This window comes from Oricola sp., assembly GCF_965230365.1.
Lineage (GTDB): Bacteria > Pseudomonadota > Alphaproteobacteria > Rhizobiales > Rhizobiaceae > Oricola.
Genome location: NZ_OZ246003.1, coordinates 434,913 through 454,580 on the forward strand (window position 1 = coordinate 434,913; position 19,668 = coordinate 454,580).

Here is a 19,668-nt window from a genome sequence, read left to right on the forward strand (position 1 = left end):
GGCGTTCCGGTTTCGCGCGCCGAAGCCGTGTCCGCACGCCTTCCTTATGGTAAGATCGGCCTCATGGACACGTTTTGCGACAACCTGACACGACGTACTCTCGTGGCCCGGCTCGGCGCGCTGACCTCGCTGGTCGGCCTTGGCGTCGGCGCGCAGGCCTTCGCCGGGTCGGCGGGCCGCGAGACGATCCGCCTTGCCGCGCGGATCGACGAGTTGGCCGGCGCCTTGCGCGGTGAGACGCTTACGGTCGCCGAATGGCGCGCCGGCATGGACGCGCTTTTTTCACGCGTTTCCGAACAGGACGTAATGGCGGCGATCGATTTCGACACGCTGGCCGCAAGAACCGGCTTCGCCGATCTTGGCGTCGCGACCACGCGCATCCGTTTCGGCGACGAGGTGCGGCGGTTGCGCTTCATCGCCAAGCTGTTTGCCGTCGACCGCGGCCGCTCGATCATCCCGCACGGTCATGCCAACATGGTCTCGGCGCATCTGCCGCTCACCGGCGCGTTCAGGCTGCGCCAATACGATCAGATCGCGCGCGACGACGATGCGCTGACGGTCAGGCCGAGCATCGACAAGCGCATCCTGCCCGGCGACCTGTCTTCCATAGGCGAAGACGAGGACAATGTGCACTGGTTCATCGCCGAAGAACCGGCATACACATTCGACGCGATCGTTCTTGGCCTCGATCCGGCCGCCAAACATTCTTTCGAGATCTTCAATCTCGACATGGAGGCGGCGCAGCCTGCCGGCGACGGCACGTTGCGCGTGCCGAAGATGGAAGTTGCCGAGGCGCTTGCGAAATATGGCTGAGGGCTGAAGCCCTAGCCCTTCTCGATCATCTTGCCGATCAGCTGCGCGGTATAGTCGACCACCGGGACGATGCGCGCATAGTTGAGCCGGGTGGGGCCGATGATACCGATGGCGCCGACGACATGGCGATTGGCATCGCGATAGGGCGCGACCACCAGCGACGAGCCGGACAGCGAGAAAAGCCGGTTTTCCGAACCGATATAGATGCGTACGCCCGATCCCGCCTCGGTAACGTCGAGCATGCGGACGATCTCGTCCTTGCGCTCCAGTTCGTCGAACAGCAGCTTCAGGCGCTCGATCTGCTCCTGGTCCTGGACATCTTCCAGCAGGTTCGACCGGCCGCGCACGATCAGTTGCGACGGCTGGCCGATCTCGCTGCCGGACCAGACCGCAAGCCCACGGTCGATCAGGTCGGCGCTGACGGCATCCAGTTCGAGCTGCAGCGCCTCGCGGCGCTCCTCGATGACGGTCCGCGCATCCGACAGGCTCTTGTCGCGGCCATGATGGTTCAGATAGTTGGCGGCCTCGGCGAGCTGACCGGCGGTGATCCCGGCCGGCAGTTCGACGACCCGGTTCTCAACATCGCCGCTGTCCCAGACAAGCACGGCAATCGCCTTGTTTTCCTCAAGGCGGATGAACTCGATATGCTTGAGAATGCCCTCGCGCTTGGAGGCCAGCACCAGACCCGCGCCGCGCGACATGCCGGACAGCATCTGGCTGGCGTCGGTCAGAAGTTTCTCGACCGAGCCGCCGCCGTCACGCTTGACCTGCGATTCGATCAGCTTGCGCTCGTTTTCGCTGACCTCGCCGGTGTCCATGAACGCATCGACGAAAAAACGTAACCCCTGCTCCGTCGGCAGCCGGCCGGCGGACACATGAGGCGAATAGATCAGGCCCAGCGCCTCAAGGTCGCTCATGACATTGCGCACCGAGGCCGGCGAAAGCGATCGCGGCAGCTTTCGCGACAAGGTTCGCGAGCCGAGCGGCTCGCCTTCCTCGAGATAGCTTTCGACGATCAGCCGGAACACGTCGCGCGAACGGTCGTCGAGTTCGGAGGTGAATTCGCTGCCTGCCTGCATTGGAGTTGTCGAAACACGGTCGCTCATGGTGCCAATATAAGAAGCATTGGCGAAAAAATGTAAGCCGCAATGTGATGCGCCGGCGAGAACCGTTTCCATTTCCGTCCGACACGATCTAGAACAGCGCAGCACCCCAATGACGAAGAGGTTTTCATGTCCCGCCCTTCCGGACGCATGTCCGACCAGATGCGCAGTGTCTCGTTCGAGCGCGGCGTGTCCAAACACGCCGAAGGCTCCTGCCTGGTCAAATTCGGAGACACCCATGTCCTGTGCACGGCAAGCCTGGAAGAGCGCGTTCCGCCGTGGATGCGCAACAGCGGGCGAGGCTGGGTGACGGCGGAATACGGCATGCTGCCGCGCTCGACCACCGATCGCATGCGCCGCGAGGCGTCATCCGGCAAGCAGGGCGGGCGAACGCTGGAAATCCAGCGGCTGATCGGTCGTTCGATGCGGGCCATTGTCGACCTGGAGGCGCTGGGCGAGCGCCAGATCACCATCGATTGCGATGTGATCCAGGCCGATGGCGGCACGCGCACGGCGGCGATCACCGGCGGCTGGGTGGCGCTGCACGATTGCCTCGACTGGATGCACCAGCGCCAGATGGCCTCCAGGACGCGTATCCTGAAGGACCATGTCGCCGCCGTCTCCTGCGGCATCTTCGCCGGGCAGGCGGTCACTGATCTCGACTATGACGAGGATTCGAACGCCGAGACCGACGCCAATTTCGTCATGACCGGCAGCGGCGGCATCGTCGAGGTGCAGGGCACGGCAGAGGGCGCGCCGTTTTCGCGCGCCGAGTTCGACACGTTGTGCGACATGGCGTCAAACGCCATCACGCAACTCGTCGACCTGCAGAAGCAGGCGATCGGAGCCTGATCGTGACCCGCGACCTTGAGCCCGGCAAGCTGGTGCTGGCCACCCACAATGACGGCAAGCTGAAGGAAATCCGCGAACTGATCGGGCCGTTCGGCTTTACGGTCAGTTCGGCCGGCGAACTGGGGCTTGCCGAGCCGGAAGAGCACGGCACAACCTTCGAGGAAAACGCCTACACCAAAGCCCATGCGGCGGCCACGGCGACCGGCCTGCCGGCCCTGTCCGACGACAGCGGGCTGTGCGTCGACGCGCTCGGCGGCGAGCCCGGCGTGCACACCGCCGACTGGGCCGAACTGCCGGAAGGCGGACGCGACTTCGCCATGGCGATGCGCAATGTCGAGGAAAAGCTGCAGGCCAAAGGCGCCACCGCGCCCGATCAGCGCACCGGCCGCTTCGTCGCCGTTTTGTGCCTGTGCTGGCCCGATGGCCACGCCGAGTATTTTCGCGGCGAGGTCGACGGCCAGCTGGTGTGGCCGCCGCGCGGCGAAATGGGCTTCGGCTACGATCCGGTGTTCATGCCGGACGGTTTCGACCAGACCTTCGGCGAAATGCCGGCCTCGGAGAAGCACGCCTGGGAGGCCGGGCGCGGCGATCTCGGCCTGTCGCACCGCGCGCGCGCCTTTGCGACATTCGCGAAAGCCAAGCTCGGGGCCGAATGAGCGGCGGCGCGCGGCAGATGGATGACGGGACGCCCGGCTTCGGGATCTATGTCCACTGGCCGTTCTGCGCCGCCAAGTGCCCCTATTGCGATTTCAACTCGCATGTGCGCCATGGCGGCGTCGACCAGCAGGTTTTTGCCGGGGCATTCTCGCGCGAAATGGCGACGATGCGCGACTGGACCGGGCCGCGCCAGGTGACCAGCGTCTTCGTCGGCGGCGGCACGCCGTCGCTGATGCAGCCGGAGACCGTCGGCGCGATCCTTTCGGTCGCCGACGATCTGTGGGGCCTTCAAGACGGCATCGAGATCACCATGGAGGCCAATCCGTCCTCGGCCGACGCGGACCGTTTCGCCGGCTACCGCGCCGCCGGGATCAACCGGTTGTCGCTCGGCATCCAGGCGTTGAACGATGCCGACCTGAAATGGCTCGGCCGCCTGCACGACACGAAGGAGGCGCGGGCGGCGATCGAGATGGCGCGCGCGACCTTTCCGCGCCTGTCCTTCGACCTGATCTATGCCCGGCCCGGCCAGACGCCGGCGGCCTGGCAGGCGGAACTCGGCGAAGCGATCGCGCTTGCCGCCGATCACCTGTCGCTCTACCAGCTGACCATCGAGGACGGCACGCCGTTCAAGGCGCTGCATGCGGCGGGCCGTATCGCCATGCCGGACGAGGACCGCGCCGCCGAACTCTATGCGCTGACACAGGAAATCACGGCAGCGCGCGGCCTGCCGGCCTACGAGATCTCCAACCATGCGGCGCCTGGCGCGCAGTCACGTCACAATCTGACCTATTGGCGCTATGGCGACTATGTCGGCACCGGCCCCGGCGCGCATGGGCGCTTTGCCGTCGACGGCGGATCGAAGCGCGTGACCATGGCCGGGCGCAATCCCGAACGCTGGCTTTCCGCCGTCACCGAACACGGTCATGGCGTCGTCGAAGAAGAAACACTCGATACCGCAGCGCAGGCCGACGAGATGCTGCTGATGGGGCTCAGGCTCGCCGAGGGCATCGACCTGGCGCGCTACGAGACGCTGGCCGGGCGCGGCTTCAACACCGGGCGGCTTGAAACCCTGCAACGCGAAAAACTGGTCGAGCCGCTCTCCAACAGCCGCATCCGGGCGACACCGGCGGGCCGGCTGGTGCTGAACGCCGTTGTCGCGGAGCTGGCGGCATGAGCGCGGCGCGCACATTCCTGGTCGGCGGGCACGTGCTGACCGCGCCGCCGCTGGAGCCGGGGCTCCATATCGTGTCGACGCCGATCGGCAATCTGGGCGATGTGACCATCCGGGCGCTGGAAACGCTCGCCGCCTGCGACATGCTGGCCTGCGAGGACACGCGCATCACGCGCCGGCTTCTGGAGCGCTACGGGATTTCCCGCAAGCCCGTCGCCTATCACGAGCACAATGCGCGCGAGGCAGGGCCGAGACTGCTCGCCGCGCTGGCTGAAGGCAAGGCCGTCGCGCTGGTGTCGGACGCCGGCACGCCGCTCGTCTCCGATCCGGGCTACCGGCTGGTCAGCGAGGCGCGCTTGGCGGGCCATCGCGTCATCCCGGTGCCCGGCGCTTCGGCGCCGCTGGCTGCGCTTGCGGCATCGGGCCTGCCGAGCGACGATTTCCGTTTCATCGGCTTTTTGCCGGCCAAGGAAAAAGCGCGCCGCGACCGGCTGGCGGAACTGGCCGGTTCGCCATCGACGCTGATCGCATTCGAATCCCCCAACCGGCTGGCCGCTACATTGGCCGCCATTGCCGGGACCTGCGGCCCCGACCGCACCGTCTGTGTCGCCCGTGAACTGACCAAGCGCTTCGAGACCATCACGGCCGGCAACGCCAAGGAATTGTCAGATCAATTCGGCAGCGAAACGATCAAGGGCGAGATCGTGCTGTTGATCGCGCCGGCGGAAAACGATGGCGAGATGTGGGCCGGCGAACGCCTCGACACACTGCTGCGCGATCTTCTTTCCGCGATGCCCGTCTCCAAGGCGGCGCGCGAGGCAGCCGACGCCACCGGCCTGCCCAAGACGGATCTCTATCGGCGGCTGCTCGAACTCAAGGAAGGCGGCCGTGAATGACGCCGGCAAACGAAAACGCCGCGCCGCCTATGGCCTCGGTCATCGCGGCGAGCTTTTCGCCGCCTTTGCGCTGCGCCTGAAGGGCTTTCGTATCGTCGCCAGGCGCTACAAGACACCGGCCGGCGAGATCGACCTGATCGCGCGGCGCGGCGATCTCGTCGCGATTGTTGAGGTCAAGGCGCGGCCGACACTGGACGAGGCGATGGACGCGGTCACACCCTATGCGCTTCACCGCATCGAGGCGGCGGCAGACCTGTGGCTTTCCCGCCAGCCCGACCATGACCGCCTGTCGATGCGCTTCGACATGATCGCCATCCTGCCGCGGCGCTGGCCGGTGCACATCGCGTCCATATATCCCTGATTGATTTTCCGCCGGCAAACCGCCACTTATCGCTCCGACGCTCCGAGGACACGCACCATGCCGCTCAGAATCGCCATCCAGATGGACCATGTTTCGACGCTCCAGATCGAGGGCGATTCGACCTTCGCCATGGGGCTGGAAGCGCAGCAGCGCGGCCACGAGTTGTATCACTACACGCCGGACGGGTTGTCGATGCGCAACGGCCGGGTCACCGCGCCGCTTGAAAAGATGACGCTGAATGATGTCGTGGGCGACCACTACACGCTCGGCGAGGCGGTGCGCACGGACCTTGCCGAGATGGACGTGGTGCTGCTGCGCCAGGACCCGCCCTTCGACATGAACTACATCACGACGACGCATATTCTGGAGCGCATTCACCCTGAGACGCTTGTCGTCAACGATCCGGCCTGGGTGCGCAATTCGCCGGAGAAGATCTTCGTCACCGAGTTCGCCGACCTGATGCCGGACACGCTGATCACCAAGGACATCGACGAGATCTGGGCGTTCCGCAGGGAATATGGCGACATCATCATCAAGCCGATCTACGGCAATGGCGGGGCCGGCGTGTTCCACCTGCGCGACGGCGACCGCAACCTGACCTCGCTGATGGAGATGTTCGCCCAGCTGACGCGCGAGCCGCTGATCGTGCAGCGCTATCTTGCCGAGGTGCGCGCCGGCGACAAGCGCATCATCCTGATCGACGGCGAGCCGGTCGGCGCGATCAACCGGGTGCCGTCGGAAACCGACGCGCGTTCCAACATGCATGTCGGCGGGCAGGCGCTGAAGACCGGCATGACGGAGCGCGAATTGGAGATCTGCGCGCGCATCGGCCCTTCCTTGAAAGAGCGCGGCTTCATCCTTGTCGGCATCGACGTGATCGGCGGGCTGATGACCGAGATCAACGTCACCTCGCCGACGGGCATTCGCGAGGTGAAGAAATTCGGCGGCGCCGACATCGCCGCGCTGTTCTGGGACGCGGTGGAAGCGAAGCGGTAGGGGCAGGAGCCAACCGGGCCGCCCTGTCGCATCGGCTTCATCTGCCGACAACGGTCGCACTCTAGGCAATCGCTTCGCCTCGACAAGCGGTTGTGCTGCCTCTAGGGAATATGCATCCGCCGATTGCAATTTTGTTCTTGTCTTGTTCTCATTTCTGAGTCTTAATGGTCCGGTACATTCCGGCGACCAGGGACGGACGGATGGTGTCTCGCATTTCGACAGTGGCGTTTCAGGGCATCGAGGCCGTGCCGGTCGACGTGCAGGTGATGGTCGCGCCGGGCAAGAAACTGATGCAGATCGTCGGCCTGCCCGACAAGGCGGTCGCCGAGAGCCGCGAGCGGGTCCAGTCGGCGCTGCATGCGTCGGGCCTGTCGATGCCGCCCAAGAAGGTGACCGTCAATCTTGCGCCGGCCGACCTGCCCAAGGAGGGCTCACACTTCGATCTGCCGATCGCGCTCGGCCTGATGGCCGCGCTCGGCGCGGTGCCCGGCGATGTGCTGGCATCCTACTCCGTGCTCGGCGAGTTGTCGCTCGATGGCACCATCGCGCCCGTGGCCGGCGTGCTGCCGGCGGCAATCGCCGCCAACGCCCAGGGCAAGGGGCTGATCTGCCCGAAGGAATGCGGGCCGGAGGCGGCATGGGCGGGCGAAGATGTCGATATCGTCGCGCCCGCCTCGCTGATCTCGCTTGCCAATCATTTTCGCGGCACGCAGGTCTTGTCGCGGCCGCTGCCGGTGCGCCGCGAGCCGCCTGCCTCGCTGCCCGACCTTTCCGACATTCGCGGCCAGGAAACGGCGAAGCGGGCGCTGGAAGTGGCGGCGGCCGGCGGCCACAATCTGTTGATGGTCGGCCCGCCCGGCTCCGGCAAATCGATGCTCGCCGAGCGCCTGCCGTCGATCCTGCCGCCCTTGTCTCCGCCCGAACTGCTCGACGTGTCGATGGTCGCCTCGATCGCCGGCGAACTGGCCGGCGGCAAATTGTCGGACCGCAGGCCGTTCCGCGCGCCGCATCATTCCGCCTCGATGGCGGCGATGGTCGGCGGCGGCTTTCGCGCCCGGCCGGGCGAGATGTCCTTGGCGCATAATGGCGTGCTGTTCCTCGACGAATTTCCGGAGTTCCACCCGCAGGTGCTGGATTCGCTGCGCCAGCCGCTGGAGACCGGCGAATGCGTGATCGCGCGGGCCAATCACCGGGTTTCCTATCCGGCGCGCATCCAGCTTGTCGCGGCGATGAACCCGTGCCGCTGCGGCTTGGCCGGCGAGCCGGGCCACACTTGCGCGCGCGGGCCGCGTTGTCGCGACGCCTACCAGGCGCGCATTTCCGGCCCGCTGATGGACCGCATCGATCTGCGCGTCGAGGTGCCCGCCGTCACGCCGGGCGACCTGATCCGGGCCAAGCCCGGCGAGGCCAGCGCCTCGGTCGCCGAAAGGGTGGCGGCGGCACGGACCATGCAGGCCACCCGCTATGGCGCGCGCGGGCTTTCAGGCATCACCACCAATGCGCATTGCCCAGCTTCGGCGATCGAGGAGGTCGCCGATGTCGACGATGGCGGGCAGACACTGTTGGCGGATGCCGCCGACCAGATGAAGTTCTCGGCGCGCGGCTATCACCGCATTCTCAAGGTCGCGCGCACGCTGGCCGATCTCGATGGTGCGCAACGCACCGGCCGCATCCATGTCGCAGAAGCGATCTCCTATCGCATGGCCGGCGAGCGGCTGGCGGCGGCGGCGTAGTACCCGTTAGCGTTTCGCAATGCCGTTCACGGTGCAAAAGACCGGGTTCGGGCGCTTCGTGCTGACCGAAGCGCGCTCCAGTTCACCTTTTCGAGAGGCCGGCCTTGTCCGCCGGCCCGAGGCTATCGCAGCGGCAGGATTGGCTCTAGGTTCCTGGCGGACAACAAGAACAGGGAGATCACAATGTCCGTCAAAGCCGTCAATCCGCCGAGCATGTACAACGCCAACCAGTTCGGCTTTTCGCATGCCGTGGAAAGCAATGGGCAGCGCCTGCTGCATCTGGCCGGCCAGGTCGCATGGGACAAGGACTGCAACCTTGTCGGGCCTGGCGATCTCGGCGCGCAGACGCGCCAGTGCTTCGCCAATCTGAAGGAGGTTCTCGCCTCGCAAGGGGCGACGCCGGCCAATGTCGTCCGGTTGCGCACTTACATCGTCAACTATTCGCCCGACCAGCTGGCCGTGTTCGGGCCCGCCGTCCAGGAGTTTTACGGCGACACGATACCGGCGGCCAACACGCTGCTCGGCGTGCAGTCGCTTGCCATGCCCGATTTCCTGATCGAGATCGAGGCCACCGCGCAGCTCGACTGAGCCTTTGCGTTTCGGGCCGGTGCGCCGACGCTGCCGGTTCAACCGGCCCGAATTCACAACCGCCTCTCGCCCTCGGGCAGGGCGCAGCGCGAAAATCTATCCACCAGCCTCAAACCTCCCTTAGACTCACTCCCGCCTTCTTTTGGAAGCCGGGTCTAGAACCGACCGCCCGGAAGAGGGACGGTGCCTGCTGGGGTGAGGAGTGCTCGCCCGCAGGTCGGTCCATCGGCAACGAACTGTCGATTGGAACGACGAACGCCCGAAGGTGAAGCACGTCTCGCGCAAGCGGGCGAAACGATCCAGTGGTTCGTTTCGAGTGCTGAACGCGAAGGGCCTGCGGCGGTGTCAGGTCACTCACCTGGGTGATGAACCCCCACGGCAGGGCGGCATGAAGCGGCGCGCGCAGTCTTGTTTTCCCGGACTTCGTTCCGGGCCGCCGACCGAAGCTGCAAGACCACCGAGCGGGCGGTCCGAGGATCGCTATACCTTTTAGACGTTGCGATGCTTTGACCGCCCGTCTTCCATTCGCGATGCCCCGGCTGGCGCAGCCAGACCGGGATAGCTTGCCGCGAGCAAAAAAGTCTATCAGCAATCCGGTCTCAGGGAATGTGGCGCGGAAGCAGCAGAGCGCGCCCTTGCTCAGCCCGTCCGCGAGGCGATTGCCGCCGCCGCACCGGCAAGGAAGGTCGCGGCCACACGGTTGAGCATGACCAGCGCGCGCGGCGTCTGCAGCATGGTTCGCGCCCGGCCGGCGAGCGCGACATAGGGCAGCAGCACGCCGACCAGCACCGCGAAGGTCAGCACAATCAGCACTGCGAAATCGGCGACGCCAACCGACGACAGATCGAGAAACGCCGGCAGCAGCGCCAGATAGAAGATGATCACCTTGGGGTTGCCCATGGTCACCAGAAAACCGGCGACGAAACCGGACCACGCGGTGCCGGCGGACCGGGCAGCCACTTTCTCCGTCGACGCACCAGCGCGCCAGAACGAAATCGCCATCCAGACGAGATAGGCCGCGCCGAGATATTTGATTGCGGTAAAGGCAGCACCGAAGGTGGCTGCAACGTAAGCGAGGCCAAGCACGGCGGCGCCAAGATAGACGACATCGCCGAGCGCCAGGCCGAACAGCATCGGCAGGGTTGGGCGGAAGCCGGAACCGAGCGCGCGCGCCACCAGCGCGATCACGCCGGGACCGGGGATCGCGGCGGCGATGGAGAGCGCCACGGCATAGGTGACGAAACCTGCGAGGGTCATGTCAGTTGAATCCGAGGAGCACGGGAAGTTCGCGCATGTCCTCAAACACCGTCGCGCCGGCGGATGCAAGTCCTTCGGCGTCGGTGGCGGGATCGCCCGCATAGCCCAGCACCCGCATGCCGGCGGCCTGGCCCGCCAACGCACCGGCCGGGCTGTCCTCGATGACCGCGCAGCGTTCCGGCTCGTGCTCCATCATGGCCGCAGCATGCAGGAACAGATCGGGCGCCGGCTTGCCGTTTTCGACCATCGAGGCCGAAAACAGCGTCTCGGCGACCAGCGGCAGCAGGCCGCAGGAACCGAGCGTGATGTGCATCTTCTCCACCTGTGCCGACGAGGCGACGCAATAGGGCGTTTCGATCGCCGACAGGAAAAGCAGGGCCTCGCGGACATGCGGTATCGCCTCGACGCCATCGGCGAAGATCGCCGGCAGTTCACGGTACCAGCGCCCGACGAAGTCCGGCCCGATGTCGATGCCGTCTTCGGCCAGCACGATCTCGGCGACGGCGGCCATCGAGCGGCCGACAAAGCGCTGGCGCGTCTCGGCAGACGTTGTCGGCAGGCCGTGCTCGGTCAGGATCTCGGCGAGCCGGCGGTTGGCTGTTTCCTCGGTGTCCACTAGGACACCGTCACAGTCGAAGATAACAAGGGATGGGGGCGTCATGTCAGTGCGTGCCGGTGGATCCGAAACCGCCTTCGCCGCGATCGGTCTGCGAGGCGAGTTCGGCCTCGACGATCGTCATGCGGGTTACCGGCGCGAGCACCAGTTGCGCGATGCGCATGCCGCGGGTGACCTCAAAGGGTTCATTGCCGTGATTGATGAGGAGAACCTGCACCTCGCCGCGATAGTCTGCGTCGATGGTGCCGGGGGTGTTGAGGCAGGTCACGCCGTGCCTGAAGGCCAGGCCCGAACGCGGCCGCACCTGCCCCTCGTGGCCGGCCGGGATTTCGAAGACGAACCCCGTCGGCACCAGCGTGCGCGCGCCGGGCGCGATGACCAGGGCTGCGTCGGCGGCGACTGCGGCGAGCAGGTCCATGCCGGCGGCGTCGGCGGATTGATAGGCGGGAAGCGGCAGATCGGCGCCATGCGGCAGGCGCACGAGTTTCAACTCGAAATTCATCGCGCCTATCTGGCGTTCCGCGCGCCCGCAAACAAGCAAAATCTGGGGTTTTCCAGCGTTTTGACGCTGTCCGCGCCGCCCGCCGCAGCGTCAGGAGGAGACGACTTCGAAACCGCCATAGATCATGCGCTTGCCATCGAACGGCATGACCTCCATCGCCGTGTTCATCTCGGCATCGGCCATGACGGTGTCCCAGGCCGTGTCACGCGCCTGTTTCGACGGCCAGACAATCCAGGAGAAGACGACCGTCTCGTCATCGGCCTTCTTGACCGCCATCGGAAACGAGGTGACATCGCCGTCCGGCACATCGGTACCCCAGCAATCGACCACCTCGGTAGCGCCGTGGCGCTTGAACAGGGCCGCGAGGCGCTTCGCATGCGCCACGAATTCATCCTTCCTGGCGTTCGCGACCGCGAAGACCACACCGTCGACATATGCCATCTCGTATTCCTCCCGTCAGTTGCGCGGACGCCGCCTCAGCCGGCGCCGTCGGTTTCGCCGCCGTTCTGCGCATCCCAGGCCTTGAGGAAGCGCTTCGGCGCCTGGTCGCGCCAGACACGGCGCAAATTGGCCTCCGCCCATTCGGCGTCGAAGACCTCCGGGCGCATCAGCACCAGACGGTGGGAACGATAATGCGGCGTGATGAAAAACGTGTCGGAGCGCATGTCGAGCAGGAACTCCCGCTCTTCGAAGCCGGCCTTGAAGACCGGGCAATGGGCGCTGGGGCTCCACCAGGTCCACAGCTTGCCATGCGCCTTGAGGCAGGGCTCGCCCCAGCTCGTCGCCTCGATGACCTCCGGCAGCCCGAGACCGAGCGCAAACGATCTCAGCGCCGGCCAGTCCGTGACCGTATCAGCCATGCAACCGGACCTCCCGGATCGGAACGACAAACTGTCTCGCTCCCGCGGTCCTCACATGATGCCGCGACACGGTTTGGAGTCAATGCGGGTTTCTCGCCTTGCGCTTCGATATGCCCGGCAGGCAGGCGTTTGACAGCGCGCCGGCTTGCTGCCAGAAGCGCGGCACATTCTTCAGGACAGTGAAATGACCGGACCACTTCGCGACGCCGTCGCGCGCCGCCGTACCTTCGCGATCATCTCCCACCCGGATGCGGGCAAGACCACGCTGACGGAGAAACTGCTGCTTTTCGGCGGCGCGATCCAGCTTGCCGGCGAGGTCAAGGCCAAGCGGAACCGCGTGCAGTCGCGCTCCGACTGGATGAAGATCGAGCGCGAGCGCGGCATCTCGGTCGTCACCTCGGTGATGACCTTTGAATATGGCGACCATGTCTTCAACCTGCTCGACACGCCTGGCCATGAGGACTTCTCCGACGATACCTACCGCACGCTGACGGCGGTCGACGCCGCCGTGATGGTGATCGACGCCGCCAAGGGCATCGAGCCGCGCACGCTGAAGCTGTTCGAGGTGTGCCGGCTGCGCGACATCCCGATCGTCACCTTCGTCAACAAGATGGACCGCGAAAGCCGCGACCCGTTCGAGATTCTCGACGAGATCGAACAGAAGCTGGCGCTCGACACCGCGCCGGTAACGTGGCCGATCGGCCGCGCCAAGACCTTCGCCGGCACCTGGAACATGGCCGAAGGCACGGTGCGCCAGGACGACGCCCAGATCGAGCCGACCAGGGTGAACGGCCCGCAGAGCGATGCGGTTTCCGGGCTGCTGCCGGAAAACGAGCGCGAGCATTTCATCGAAGAGGCCTCGCTGGCGCAGGAAGCCTGCCGCCCCTTCGACCAGCAGGCGTTCCTGGAAGGCCACCTGACGCCGGTCTATTTCGGCTCGGCCCTGAAGAACTTCGGCGTGCGCGACCTGATCGAGGCGCTTGGTGCCTTTGCGCCGAGCCCGCGCGCCCAGGAAAGCGACAAGCGGTTGATCGAGGCGACCGAGAAGGCACTGACGGCCTTTGTGTTCAAGATCCAGGCCAATATGGACCCGAACCACCGCGACCGGATCGCCTTCGTCAGAGTGTGTTCCGGCTCGCTCAATCGCGGCATGAAGGCGAAGCTGGTGCGCACCGGCAAGGCGATGACCCTGTCGGCGCCGCAGTTCTTCTTCGCGCATCAGCGGCAACTGGCCGACAATGCGGTGGCCGGCGACGTGGTCGGCATCCCGAACCACGGCACGCTGCGCATCGGCGACACGCTGACCGAGGGCGAGGACCTGTTGTTCCGCGGCGTGCCGAACTTCGCGCCGGAAATCCTGCGCCGGGTGCGGCTCGGCGACGCGATGAAGGCCAAGAAGCTGAAGGAAGCGCTGCAGCAGATGGCCGAGGAAGGCGTGGTGCAGTTGTTCATTCCCGAAGACGGCTCGCCGTCGATCGTCGGCGTGGTTGGCGCGCTGCAGCTCGATGTCCTCAAGGAGCGTCTGAAACAGGAATATGGCCTGCCGGTCGACTTCGAGGCGGCGCGTTTCAATGTCTGCCGCTGGATCTCGCATGAGGACCGCGCCCAGCTCGACGCCTTCATGACCAAGCAGCGCGCGGCAATCGCCCGCGATCTGGATGGCGATCCGGTGTTCCTGGCCGAAAACGCGTTTTCGCTGAACTACGAGGCCGACCGCGCGCCCGGCATGAAGTTCGACACGATCAAGGACTACCAGATCCGCGCTAAGGCGGCGTGACCTTCAGCCCTGCGGCGGCTTCGGCGGCTCGCGGTTCTTATCCAACAGCACGCGGATCTCGTGTAAACTCCGCATTGCCTGGCGCATCAGCGCATGATGGTCGTCGTCCAATACCTGCCCGAACATGGCGGAGACGGACCCGATGGCCTGTTCGCGAAACGCCCGGCCGCTGTCTGTCAGGTAGACGATCTTCGAGCGGCCGTCGGTCGGATGCGGTTCGATGCGCACGAAACCGTGGCGCGACAGCACGCCAAGCGAGTGGGTCATCGTGCCCTTGGTCACCTGATGCGCCGAAGCAAGCTGTTGCGGCGTGCAACCGTCGCCGAGACGCACCATGTGGTTGACGATCGCGAAATGAGCCGGATGAACGCCATCGGGAAGGGCCTTGGCAAGCATGGCCTGAGAAAGCTGAGCGATGATGCCGATCTCGGTGAAGAAGCCGAAGACCGATGCGATGTCGTTATCGCGCATTCCCGTGCAAAACGCCCCTGCTCACGTTGCCAGTATCCGCGATTCGAGCGGCCAGCGCGGCGACGGCGGAACATCGCCTGCATAACCGATCCGCGACAGCATTTGAACCGTCCCGCCATCCGGCGCCAGCGCATCGTGCGCGGCCTCATAGAGGCTTGCCATCTCCGGATATTCCTGCAGCGGCTGGCTGTTCGGCTGGAACGCCAGGCCCTCCGCCGTGCAGGCCAGTTGCATGCGCAGCCAGTCCCTGCCGGCGGCGATTTGGCTCTCGCGGCTGTTTTCGCCGGTGACCAGCCAGACGAAGCCCATCGATGTGTGAAGCGGCGCCAGGATCATGTCGCGCGCCTGCTTGAAGGTTTGGGATGTCGGGTCGATCGACGCCTCGCGGCTCATCAAGCCGAGCAGCGACAAAATTTCCATCATCGGTCCGCCAAGCGAGATGCCGTCCGGATTGGCGTTGATCTCGCGCTTGCCGATGCGAAAGAGCGCGACGCTTTCCATGTGCGGGGCCGGCGTGTCGGTTTCAACGGCCATTGCGTCATGCGTGATTGCACGAAGGCGTTCGACATCGTTCATGTCTGCCGTGCCGCCGGAGATTTCGACGCTCCTTGCAGCCGCAATGACGCGTTCGAGCGCGGCTTGCGGTACCGGCCGCTCGACGTCGTAGGCCAACCGGTTGGTCCTGCGGTCGAGGACATGGTCGAACAGCGGATCCGCAGCGATATTGGCGTCGCGAAGGAACCGAATACGCGCAACCGGCCGGTTGTCCAGTTTTTGCGGGCTCGATCCATCCGGAAAGAGACTTGTTTCCAAGCGCCATCCGTCGGCGTTTGCCGCCATCTCCAGGAGCTCCAGAAAGCAACCCATGCCGATCGTCAGCTGCCGGTCGAAGGGATCGGTCTGCGGCAGGCCGCGTTCGACATCGTAGCCGACGATAACTTCGTCTTCTCCCTGCAGCCGAACAGTCCAGGACTGACGATTGTGCGGGCTGGGGGCGAGGACAGCATAGGACAGGGCGCGCATGCGGGGTTCGGAGTACAGAGAACCCGCCTGTTGCCACGGTTGCCGTGCGATTGCCGGGTCGCGGGTCGCAACGAATGCACCGGCGCCGGCCGTTGCCGCGAGCACGACACCGCCGCCTGTCAGAACCAGAAAACGTCGTCTGTTCATGTCACACTCCTTATGTTTGATATCAAACCACATATGGTTGGATGTCGAACCATACAAGAGGAGCGCAATCAATTGCGTTCGAGCACGAAACCCGTACGGAAACGGAATCTGCGGCGGCCAAGCGCCGACCAGTCCAGCGTCACGATGCGGTTTTCGCCGTCCAGCGCACGGATCGCCTCGACGACCCGGTCAAGGCTTTCGACGGAGGCGGCAAGAAAATCGGGGTGCGGGTTTGGCAAACGGGTGCCGATCTTCGGATTGGTGTTGATCTCGTAAACCGCGATGTGGCCCTCGTCATAGCCGTAGTCGGCGCGACCATAGTCGATGCGCGCCACGTCGAACACGCGATGGAAATGGGGCGCATCGGGGCTTTCATGCATCTCGCGAGCCAGCGCCACATAGTCGTCATCGGCCAACAGGCCAAAGGTGCCATATTTGACGAACGGGCTTTCTTCGCCGACCGGATTACCGGCGAAATAGCGATCGCCGATCCGATACATGGTGCGGCGCTGGTAAATCCCCTCTCGAACCGGCGTGTTGGCGAACTCGATGACCAGGAGATCGCGCAGCGAATGACCATCATCCTCAATTCGGCGCAATGTGGTCTCAAGTTCCGCCTGATCGGCGATCAACATGTCGAATTCCTGGCCATGATCGACCTGCGATTTGACGAAAACGGGAAAGCGCGCCGGTTGCGGTTGCGACAGCGCGGGATAGGCGCGAAAGCCGTTCAGCCCGGCGATATGCAGCGCGCGAAGCAGATCGAAACGCTGCCGGGCTTTCGCGGGGTCATTGAGGACGCGGATTCCCGCCTCACGCGCCCGGCGATAGACGAAGGCAGCTGCCTTCAGTTCGCCGCCATGCAGGCGATCGAAATCGGTGAACACAATGCAGGATGCCCGCAATTGGCGGCGACGCAACAGCCAGTCATAGGTGACAACCCTGGCGACCCCGCGCCCGGTCAGCGCAGGTACGACATGGCGGAAGGTGTATCGATGGTCGGAACTGGTAACAATCAGAATCATTGCGGTGGCCTGACGGAGTGCAAGCGCGACAGCGAACAGCTCAACCGGCTGTGTCTTTGCTGCAATGCTCCGGAATTATTCGATGATCCGTAATTGATCGCCAGTCAATTGTCATCTATTGAGAAAAAGGGCGAAGCAACCAAAGGGAAGATCAGAGACATGGATCCGAAGGTCACACTTGAAATCGGCAAGCTTCTCGGCGCGAGCAGCACCGGCGCAAAGATGCGTGGCGGCCCGAAACCAAATGACAAGATCGTACTCGACTGCACGCGGATGCTCGGCAACAACTCGGCTGGCGCCACGATGAACAGTCCCAAACCGGCATCGATCAAACCGGGCAAAAAATAGTACCCCGCTACCGGCTTACAGCCGCAAAGGGTTAACTGGACCTATAAGAGGTTCACAGTTTGGAAGGGGTATCAATGCAGGCGAAGATCACGATTGAAACCGGAAAACTCCTCGGTGCCAGCAGCGTTGGCGTGAAAATGCTCGGTGACAAGCCGAGAGACAGCATCGTGCTCGACCGCTCCCGCCTCCTCGGCAACGACACCTGCGGCGTTGCCATGGTCGGGGCCACCAAGCCGGACTCGGAGAAACCGGTCAAAAAGATCGAGCTCAATTACGCGCACCTACTCGGCAATGACAACAACGGCGTTTGCATGCTCGGTGTGCCGAAGCCCGAATTGATCAAACCGGTCTGACAGACCGGTTTGTCGTGTCGGCGACTGTAAGCCCGTTATCCTGTTAGCGGACAGAAGAGTTCATTTTATGGCTGATATCTTCACGCCTTCGGCCGAGAATGGCCGCCGGTCTCGCCGGTTGATTCAAGCCCGGCTTGCCGAGAGCGTCGAGCATGTGCTGCAGCAAAGTCGCGGGAAAGCCGGTTTCGACGAGGCCCGTGGCGAAGCCCTCATCGGCCTGCTGCGGTCTGAAAGGATAGCCGAACCGTCTGTCTACTCCCGGTATTTTCGGGCTGTCAGGACTATTGAGGCCACCAATGCCGAACCGCCCACTGCGAATCTGGGTGATGTAGAGGCCGCCTTGGCGGAGCTGCTGTTGGAACCGATCGAGGCTTCGCACGGTGTCGCAATCCGGCCGCTCACATCTGAAGAGTTTCCGGGCGATACGGAGCGGGACACACGCGATTGTTTCGTTTCCGAATCGCTTCGCGACGAGGAAATCGTCACGGTCGATGAAGAGACCGGCGCGGAACTGAAATCGGAAATTGAGACCGCGCTTGTGCTGATTGCCGAACATGCGCCGCAGTCATATGCGGAGTTCCGCGAAACCAATACAGAGATCATTGTCGCCAACGGCGTGGCCAGCGGCGACACGAAGGGTTTTGGCGCGTGCAGCAGCCTGGAGCGCTGGGGATCGTTGCTGATCAACAGCCGCGCAATTGGCGGGCCGCTTGCCTTGAGCGAAGCGCTTGTCCATGAGGGCGTACACAGCTTCATCTTCGGCAGCGCGCCGGTCGATTTTCATGTCCGCAACTCGCCGGAGGAACGTCGGAAGTCGCCGCTTCGCAAAGACCCGCGGCCACTCGATGGCATCTATCACGCAACGTTTGTGCTGGCGCGCATGTGTTTTGCAATGCACGAATTTGCCGAGTCGACAACATTGCCAGCCGAGATGCGCAAGGAGGCGGCGGACCGCGCGGAAAGCTCCCGCAAACTGTTCTGGGACGGCTTCGACGTGCTCGAGGAGCATGCGGATTACACCGATTTCGGACGCGAGATGATGCATTCGGCGCGCGACTACATCGCGAGCCTTGGGGAGCGGGCCGTCGCCTGAGCGCCTGCGCGCCGTTTGCCGTTGTCAATCGCCGATCTCGTAGAGGCCCGAACGGGCGCCAAACACGCCCATGATCCCGCCGAACGCCCTGCCGCAAGATCGCACACCATCGAAAAACGCGTATGGCCCGACAAGCGGCGACGAAACGGTGCGAAACAGGCCGTAAGCCAGGAGAGGCAGGAACAACGCGACAGCCTGCGCATAGATGCTCCAGCCGCGCTCGCGGCCGCGCTCGAGATGGTTGATCCGCTGCTGGGCACCGCGGAACAGGATGTATCGGGCCGAGAGCCGCTCCGGCAGCACGGTTTCGTACACAGCGGCGGTGGTGCACCAGGCGGTCACGCCGCCGAGCTTTCTCAATTCGCTGCAGAAATGCGCGTCCGAACCGCCCGAGATGCGAAACCTGTCGGAAAACCGCATGCCTTCGCGGCGTGCGAAGCCGAGATCGAGCAACCAATTGTTCGTCAGCACGGTAATCCGGTCCTGCGCGCCGCGGCGAAGTTGCGTCTCGTTGCGCACCTGACGGATATCGTACCAACGTTCATAGCCGCGCATCAGCCAGGTCTGCCATGCAGAAAGCTCAATGGGCGGCCGCCGCGCATAGACCGGGCCGCCGGCGAGATCGGCAGACGACGCCTTGAGGCACGCGAACAAACTGACCAGCCAGTCGGCGTCGACGGTTTCGTCATCGTCGGCGAATGCCAGGTAATCGAAACCTTCTGCCAAGGCGCGATCGAGGGCGGCGTTGCGCGCGAAGGGGATGCCTTTCCGGGGTTCGACAACAAGGCGGACCGGGCCACCGAACAGCTCGCGCCCCTCGACTACCGGGGCGGCCGGCAATCGCGTTCCGTTTTCGACGATCAGCACGCTGCAATGCGTCTGGTCCGGCACCCTGCATGCGCCCAGCGACTCCAGCAAGCGCGCCAGATCTTCCGGGCGGTTGCATGTTGGAATCGCAACCATGATCCGGCTTTCACCGTCGCCCTGAGCCCGGGCAAGTTCGACTTCGCCGGTCATGGCCTGCAC

The 19,668-nt window shown here is 64.5% G+C and carries 23 protein-coding genes; 13 read left to right on the forward strand and 10 right to left on the reverse strand.

Features of this window, described 5'->3' with window-relative positions; genetic code table 11:
* Positions 1-63 precede the first annotated feature (63 nt).
* The gene (locus tag ACO06R_RS02035; RefSeq protein ID WP_421855479.1) at positions 64-813 is read left to right on the forward strand and encodes a hypothetical protein; all 750 of its coding nucleotides are present in this window, start codon (positions 64-66) and stop codon (positions 811-813) included.
* An 11-nt stretch (positions 814-824) separates the two neighbouring features.
* On the opposite strand, the gene hrcA is transcribed toward ACO06R_RS02035, so the two are convergent.
* Positions 825-1,892 (reverse strand): heat-inducible transcriptional repressor HrcA, encoded by a 1,068-nt coding sequence (gene hrcA / locus ACO06R_RS02040; protein WP_421855482.1) that lies wholly within the window; start codon positions 1,890-1,892, stop codon positions 825-827.
* Between the two features lie 153 nt (positions 1,893-2,045).
* On the opposite strand from hrcA, the gene rph reads away from it, so the two are divergent.
* The 8 genes from rph (at position 2,046) to ACO06R_RS02080 (ending at position 9,170) form a co-directional block, all read left to right on the forward strand.
* Positions 2,046-2,768 carry a ribonuclease PH gene (gene rph / locus ACO06R_RS02045; protein WP_421855485.1) on the forward strand — a complete coding sequence of 241 codons (723 nt, stop codon included), beginning with the start codon at positions 2,046-2,048 and terminating at the stop codon, positions 2,766-2,768.
* Positions 2,769-2,770: 2 nt separating this feature from the next.
* Positions 2,771-3,424, forward strand: coding sequence for a non-canonical purine NTP pyrophosphatase (locus ACO06R_RS02050; RefSeq protein ID WP_421855488.1), 654 nt, complete (start codon positions 2,771-2,773; stop codon positions 3,422-3,424).
* Between the two features lie 17 nt (positions 3,425-3,441).
* Positions 3,442-4,599, forward strand: coding sequence for a radical SAM family heme chaperone HemW (hemW, locus tag ACO06R_RS02055; RefSeq protein ID WP_421855490.1), 1,158 nt, complete (start codon positions 3,442-3,444; stop codon positions 4,597-4,599).
* On the forward strand, positions 4,596-5,492 hold the full coding sequence (rsmI, locus tag ACO06R_RS02060; RefSeq protein ID WP_421855493.1) for a 16S rRNA (cytidine(1402)-2'-O)-methyltransferase: 897 nt from the start codon (positions 4,596-4,598) through the stop codon (positions 5,490-5,492). Before hemW ends, rsmI begins: the two co-directional genes overlap by 4 nt.
* Positions 5,485-5,853 (forward strand): YraN family protein, encoded by a 369-nt coding sequence (locus ACO06R_RS02065; protein ID WP_421855496.1) that lies wholly within the window; start codon positions 5,485-5,487, stop codon positions 5,851-5,853. Before rsmI ends, ACO06R_RS02065 begins: the two co-directional genes overlap by 8 nt.
* A 57-nt stretch (positions 5,854-5,910) precedes the next feature.
* A complete protein-coding gene (gene gshB / locus ACO06R_RS02070; RefSeq protein WP_421855499.1) occupies positions 5,911-6,849 on the forward strand; it encodes a glutathione synthase in 939 nt (312 codons plus the stop codon).
* A 200-nt stretch (positions 6,850-7,049) separates the two neighbouring features.
* Positions 7,050-8,582, forward strand: a complete 1,533-nt coding sequence (locus tag ACO06R_RS02075; RefSeq protein WP_421855502.1) for a YifB family Mg chelatase-like AAA ATPase — start codon at positions 7,050-7,052, stop codon at positions 8,580-8,582.
* Positions 8,583-8,765: 183 nt separating this feature from the next.
* Entirely contained in the window at positions 8,766-9,170 is a 405-nt protein-coding gene (locus ACO06R_RS02080) for a RidA family protein (protein WP_421855505.1), read from the forward strand.
* Between the two features lie 639 nt (positions 9,171-9,809).
* Here ACO06R_RS02080 and ACO06R_RS02085 read toward each other — a convergent pair.
* The 5 genes from ACO06R_RS02085 to ACO06R_RS02105 form a co-directional block, all read right to left on the reverse strand.
* Positions 9,810-10,427 carry a LysE family translocator gene (locus tag ACO06R_RS02085; RefSeq protein ID WP_421855508.1) on the reverse strand — a complete coding sequence of 206 codons (618 nt, stop codon included), beginning with the start codon at positions 10,425-10,427 and terminating at the stop codon, positions 9,810-9,812.
* Between the two features lies 1 nt (position 10,428).
* Positions 10,429-11,088: an HAD family hydrolase gene (locus ACO06R_RS02090; protein WP_421855511.1), complete on the reverse strand. Its 660-nt coding sequence runs from the start codon at positions 11,086-11,088 to the stop codon at positions 10,429-10,431.
* A 1-nt stretch (position 11,089) separates the two neighbouring features.
* Positions 11,090-11,545 carry a dUTP diphosphatase gene (dut, locus tag ACO06R_RS02095; protein ID WP_421855514.1) on the reverse strand — a complete coding sequence of 152 codons (456 nt, stop codon included), beginning with the start codon at positions 11,543-11,545 and terminating at the stop codon, positions 11,090-11,092.
* Positions 11,546-11,635: 90 nt separating this feature from the next.
* The gene (locus ACO06R_RS02100; RefSeq protein WP_421855517.1) at positions 11,636-11,986 is read right to left on the reverse strand and encodes a DUF1428 domain-containing protein; all 351 of its coding nucleotides are present in this window, start codon (positions 11,984-11,986) and stop codon (positions 11,636-11,638) included.
* A 35-nt stretch (positions 11,987-12,021) separates the two neighbouring features.
* Entirely contained in the window at positions 12,022-12,405 is a 384-nt protein-coding gene (locus ACO06R_RS02105; RefSeq protein WP_421855520.1) for an MmcQ/YjbR family DNA-binding protein, read from the reverse strand.
* Between the two features lie 184 nt (positions 12,406-12,589).
* On the opposite strand from ACO06R_RS02105, the gene ACO06R_RS02110 reads away from it, so the two are divergent.
* Entirely contained in the window at positions 12,590-14,182 is a 1,593-nt protein-coding gene (locus ACO06R_RS02110; RefSeq protein ID WP_421855523.1) for a peptide chain release factor 3, read from the forward strand.
* A 3-nt stretch (positions 14,183-14,185) separates the two neighbouring features.
* Here the strand turns inward: ACO06R_RS02110 and ACO06R_RS02115 are convergent, their stop codons facing one another.
* From ACO06R_RS02115 to ACO06R_RS02125, 3 genes are all read right to left on the reverse strand, one after another.
* Positions 14,186-14,653, reverse strand: a complete 468-nt coding sequence (locus ACO06R_RS02115; RefSeq protein WP_421855526.1) for a MarR family winged helix-turn-helix transcriptional regulator — start codon at positions 14,651-14,653, stop codon at positions 14,186-14,188.
* A 21-nt stretch (positions 14,654-14,674) separates the two neighbouring features.
* Complete coding sequence (locus ACO06R_RS02120) at positions 14,675-15,823, reverse strand: Acg family FMN-binding oxidoreductase (RefSeq protein ID WP_421855529.1); 1,149 nt, start codon at positions 15,821-15,823, stop codon at positions 14,675-14,677.
* A gap of 68 nt (positions 15,824-15,891) precedes the next feature.
* Positions 15,892-16,848: a hypothetical protein gene (locus ACO06R_RS02125; protein WP_421855532.1), complete on the reverse strand. Its 957-nt coding sequence runs from the start codon at positions 16,846-16,848 to the stop codon at positions 15,892-15,894.
* A gap of 93 nt (positions 16,849-16,941) precedes the next feature.
* On the opposite strand from ACO06R_RS02125, the gene ACO06R_RS02130 reads away from it, so the two are divergent.
* The 3 genes from ACO06R_RS02130 (at position 16,942) to ACO06R_RS02140 (ending at position 18,642) form a co-directional block, all read left to right on the forward strand.
* Entirely contained in the window at positions 16,942-17,196 is a 255-nt protein-coding gene (locus ACO06R_RS02130; protein ID WP_421855535.1) for a hypothetical protein, read from the forward strand.
* Between the two features lie 74 nt (positions 17,197-17,270).
* Positions 17,271-17,549, forward strand: a complete 279-nt coding sequence (locus ACO06R_RS02135) for a hypothetical protein (protein ID WP_421855538.1) — start codon at positions 17,271-17,273, stop codon at positions 17,547-17,549.
* 67 nt (positions 17,550-17,616) lie between these two features.
* Positions 17,617-18,642: an aKG-HExxH-type peptide beta-hydroxylase gene (locus ACO06R_RS02140; RefSeq protein ID WP_421855541.1), complete on the forward strand. Its 1,026-nt coding sequence runs from the start codon at positions 17,617-17,619 to the stop codon at positions 18,640-18,642.
* Positions 18,643-18,666: 24 nt separating this feature from the next.
* Here the strand turns inward: ACO06R_RS02140 and ACO06R_RS02145 are convergent, their stop codons facing one another.
* Positions 18,667-19,659, reverse strand: a complete 993-nt coding sequence (locus tag ACO06R_RS02145; RefSeq protein WP_421855544.1) for a glycosyltransferase family 2 protein — start codon at positions 19,657-19,659, stop codon at positions 18,667-18,669.
* Between the last annotated feature and the right edge of the window lie 9 nt (positions 19,660-19,668).

What these genes read in the sequence shown, in the direction of transcription:
- gshB (WP_421855499.1), top strand. Translation starts at nt 5,911, where the DNA reads ATGCCGCTCAGAATCGCCATCCAGATGGACCATGTTTCGACGCTCCAG.
- ACO06R_RS02035 (WP_421855479.1), top strand. Translation starts at nt 64, where the DNA reads ATGGACACGTTTTGCGACAACCTGACACGACGTACTCTCGTGGCCCGG.
- ACO06R_RS02135 (WP_421855538.1), top strand. Translation starts at nt 17,271, where the DNA reads ATGCAGGCGAAGATCACGATTGAAACCGGAAAACTCCTCGGTGCCAGC.
- rph (WP_421855485.1), top strand. Translation starts at nt 2,046, where the DNA reads ATGTCCCGCCCTTCCGGACGCATGTCCGACCAGATGCGCAGTGTCTCG.
- ACO06R_RS02085 (WP_421855508.1), bottom strand. Translation starts at nt 10,427, where the DNA reads ATGACCCTCGCAGGTTTCGTCACCTATGCCGTGGCGCTCTCCATCGCC.
- ACO06R_RS02090 (WP_421855511.1), bottom strand. Translation starts at nt 11,088, where the DNA reads ATGACGCCCCCATCCCTTGTTATCTTCGACTGTGACGGTGTCCTAGTG.
- ACO06R_RS02100 (WP_421855517.1), bottom strand. Translation starts at nt 11,986, where the DNA reads ATGGCATATGTCGACGGTGTGGTCTTCGCGGTCGCGAACGCCAGGAAG.
- ACO06R_RS02120 (WP_421855529.1), bottom strand. Translation starts at nt 15,823, where the DNA reads ATGAACAGACGACGTTTTCTGGTTCTGACAGGCGGCGGTGTCGTGCTC.
- ACO06R_RS02145 (WP_421855544.1), bottom strand. Translation starts at nt 19,659, where the DNA reads ATGACCGGCGAAGTCGAACTTGCCCGGGCTCAGGGCGACGGTGAAAGC.
- hrcA (WP_421855482.1), bottom strand. Translation starts at nt 1,892, where the DNA reads ATGCAGGCAGGCAGCGAATTCACCTCCGAACTCGACGACCGTTCGCGC.
- ACO06R_RS02080 (WP_421855505.1), top strand. Translation starts at nt 8,766, where the DNA reads ATGTCCGTCAAAGCCGTCAATCCGCCGAGCATGTACAACGCCAACCAG.
- ACO06R_RS02115 (WP_421855526.1), bottom strand. Translation starts at nt 14,653, where the DNA reads ATGCGCGATAACGACATCGCATCGGTCTTCGGCTTCTTCACCGAGATC.
- hemW (WP_421855490.1), top strand. Translation starts at nt 3,442, where the DNA reads ATGGATGACGGGACGCCCGGCTTCGGGATCTATGTCCACTGGCCGTTC.
- dut (WP_421855514.1), bottom strand. Translation starts at nt 11,545, where the DNA reads ATGAATTTCGAGTTGAAACTCGTGCGCCTGCCGCATGGCGCCGATCTG.
- ACO06R_RS02105 (WP_421855520.1), bottom strand. Translation starts at nt 12,405, where the DNA reads ATGGCTGATACGGTCACGGACTGGCCGGCGCTGAGATCGTTTGCGCTC.
- ACO06R_RS02110 (WP_421855523.1), top strand. Translation starts at nt 12,590, where the DNA reads ATGACCGGACCACTTCGCGACGCCGTCGCGCGCCGCCGTACCTTCGCG.
- ACO06R_RS02075 (WP_421855502.1), top strand. Translation starts at nt 7,050, where the DNA reads ATGGTGTCTCGCATTTCGACAGTGGCGTTTCAGGGCATCGAGGCCGTG.
- ACO06R_RS02125 (WP_421855532.1), bottom strand. Translation starts at nt 16,848, where the DNA reads ATGATTCTGATTGTTACCAGTTCCGACCATCGATACACCTTCCGCCAT.
- ACO06R_RS02140 (WP_421855541.1), top strand. Translation starts at nt 17,617, where the DNA reads ATGGCTGATATCTTCACGCCTTCGGCCGAGAATGGCCGCCGGTCTCGC.
- rsmI (WP_421855493.1), top strand. Translation starts at nt 4,596, where the DNA reads ATGAGCGCGGCGCGCACATTCCTGGTCGGCGGGCACGTGCTGACCGCG.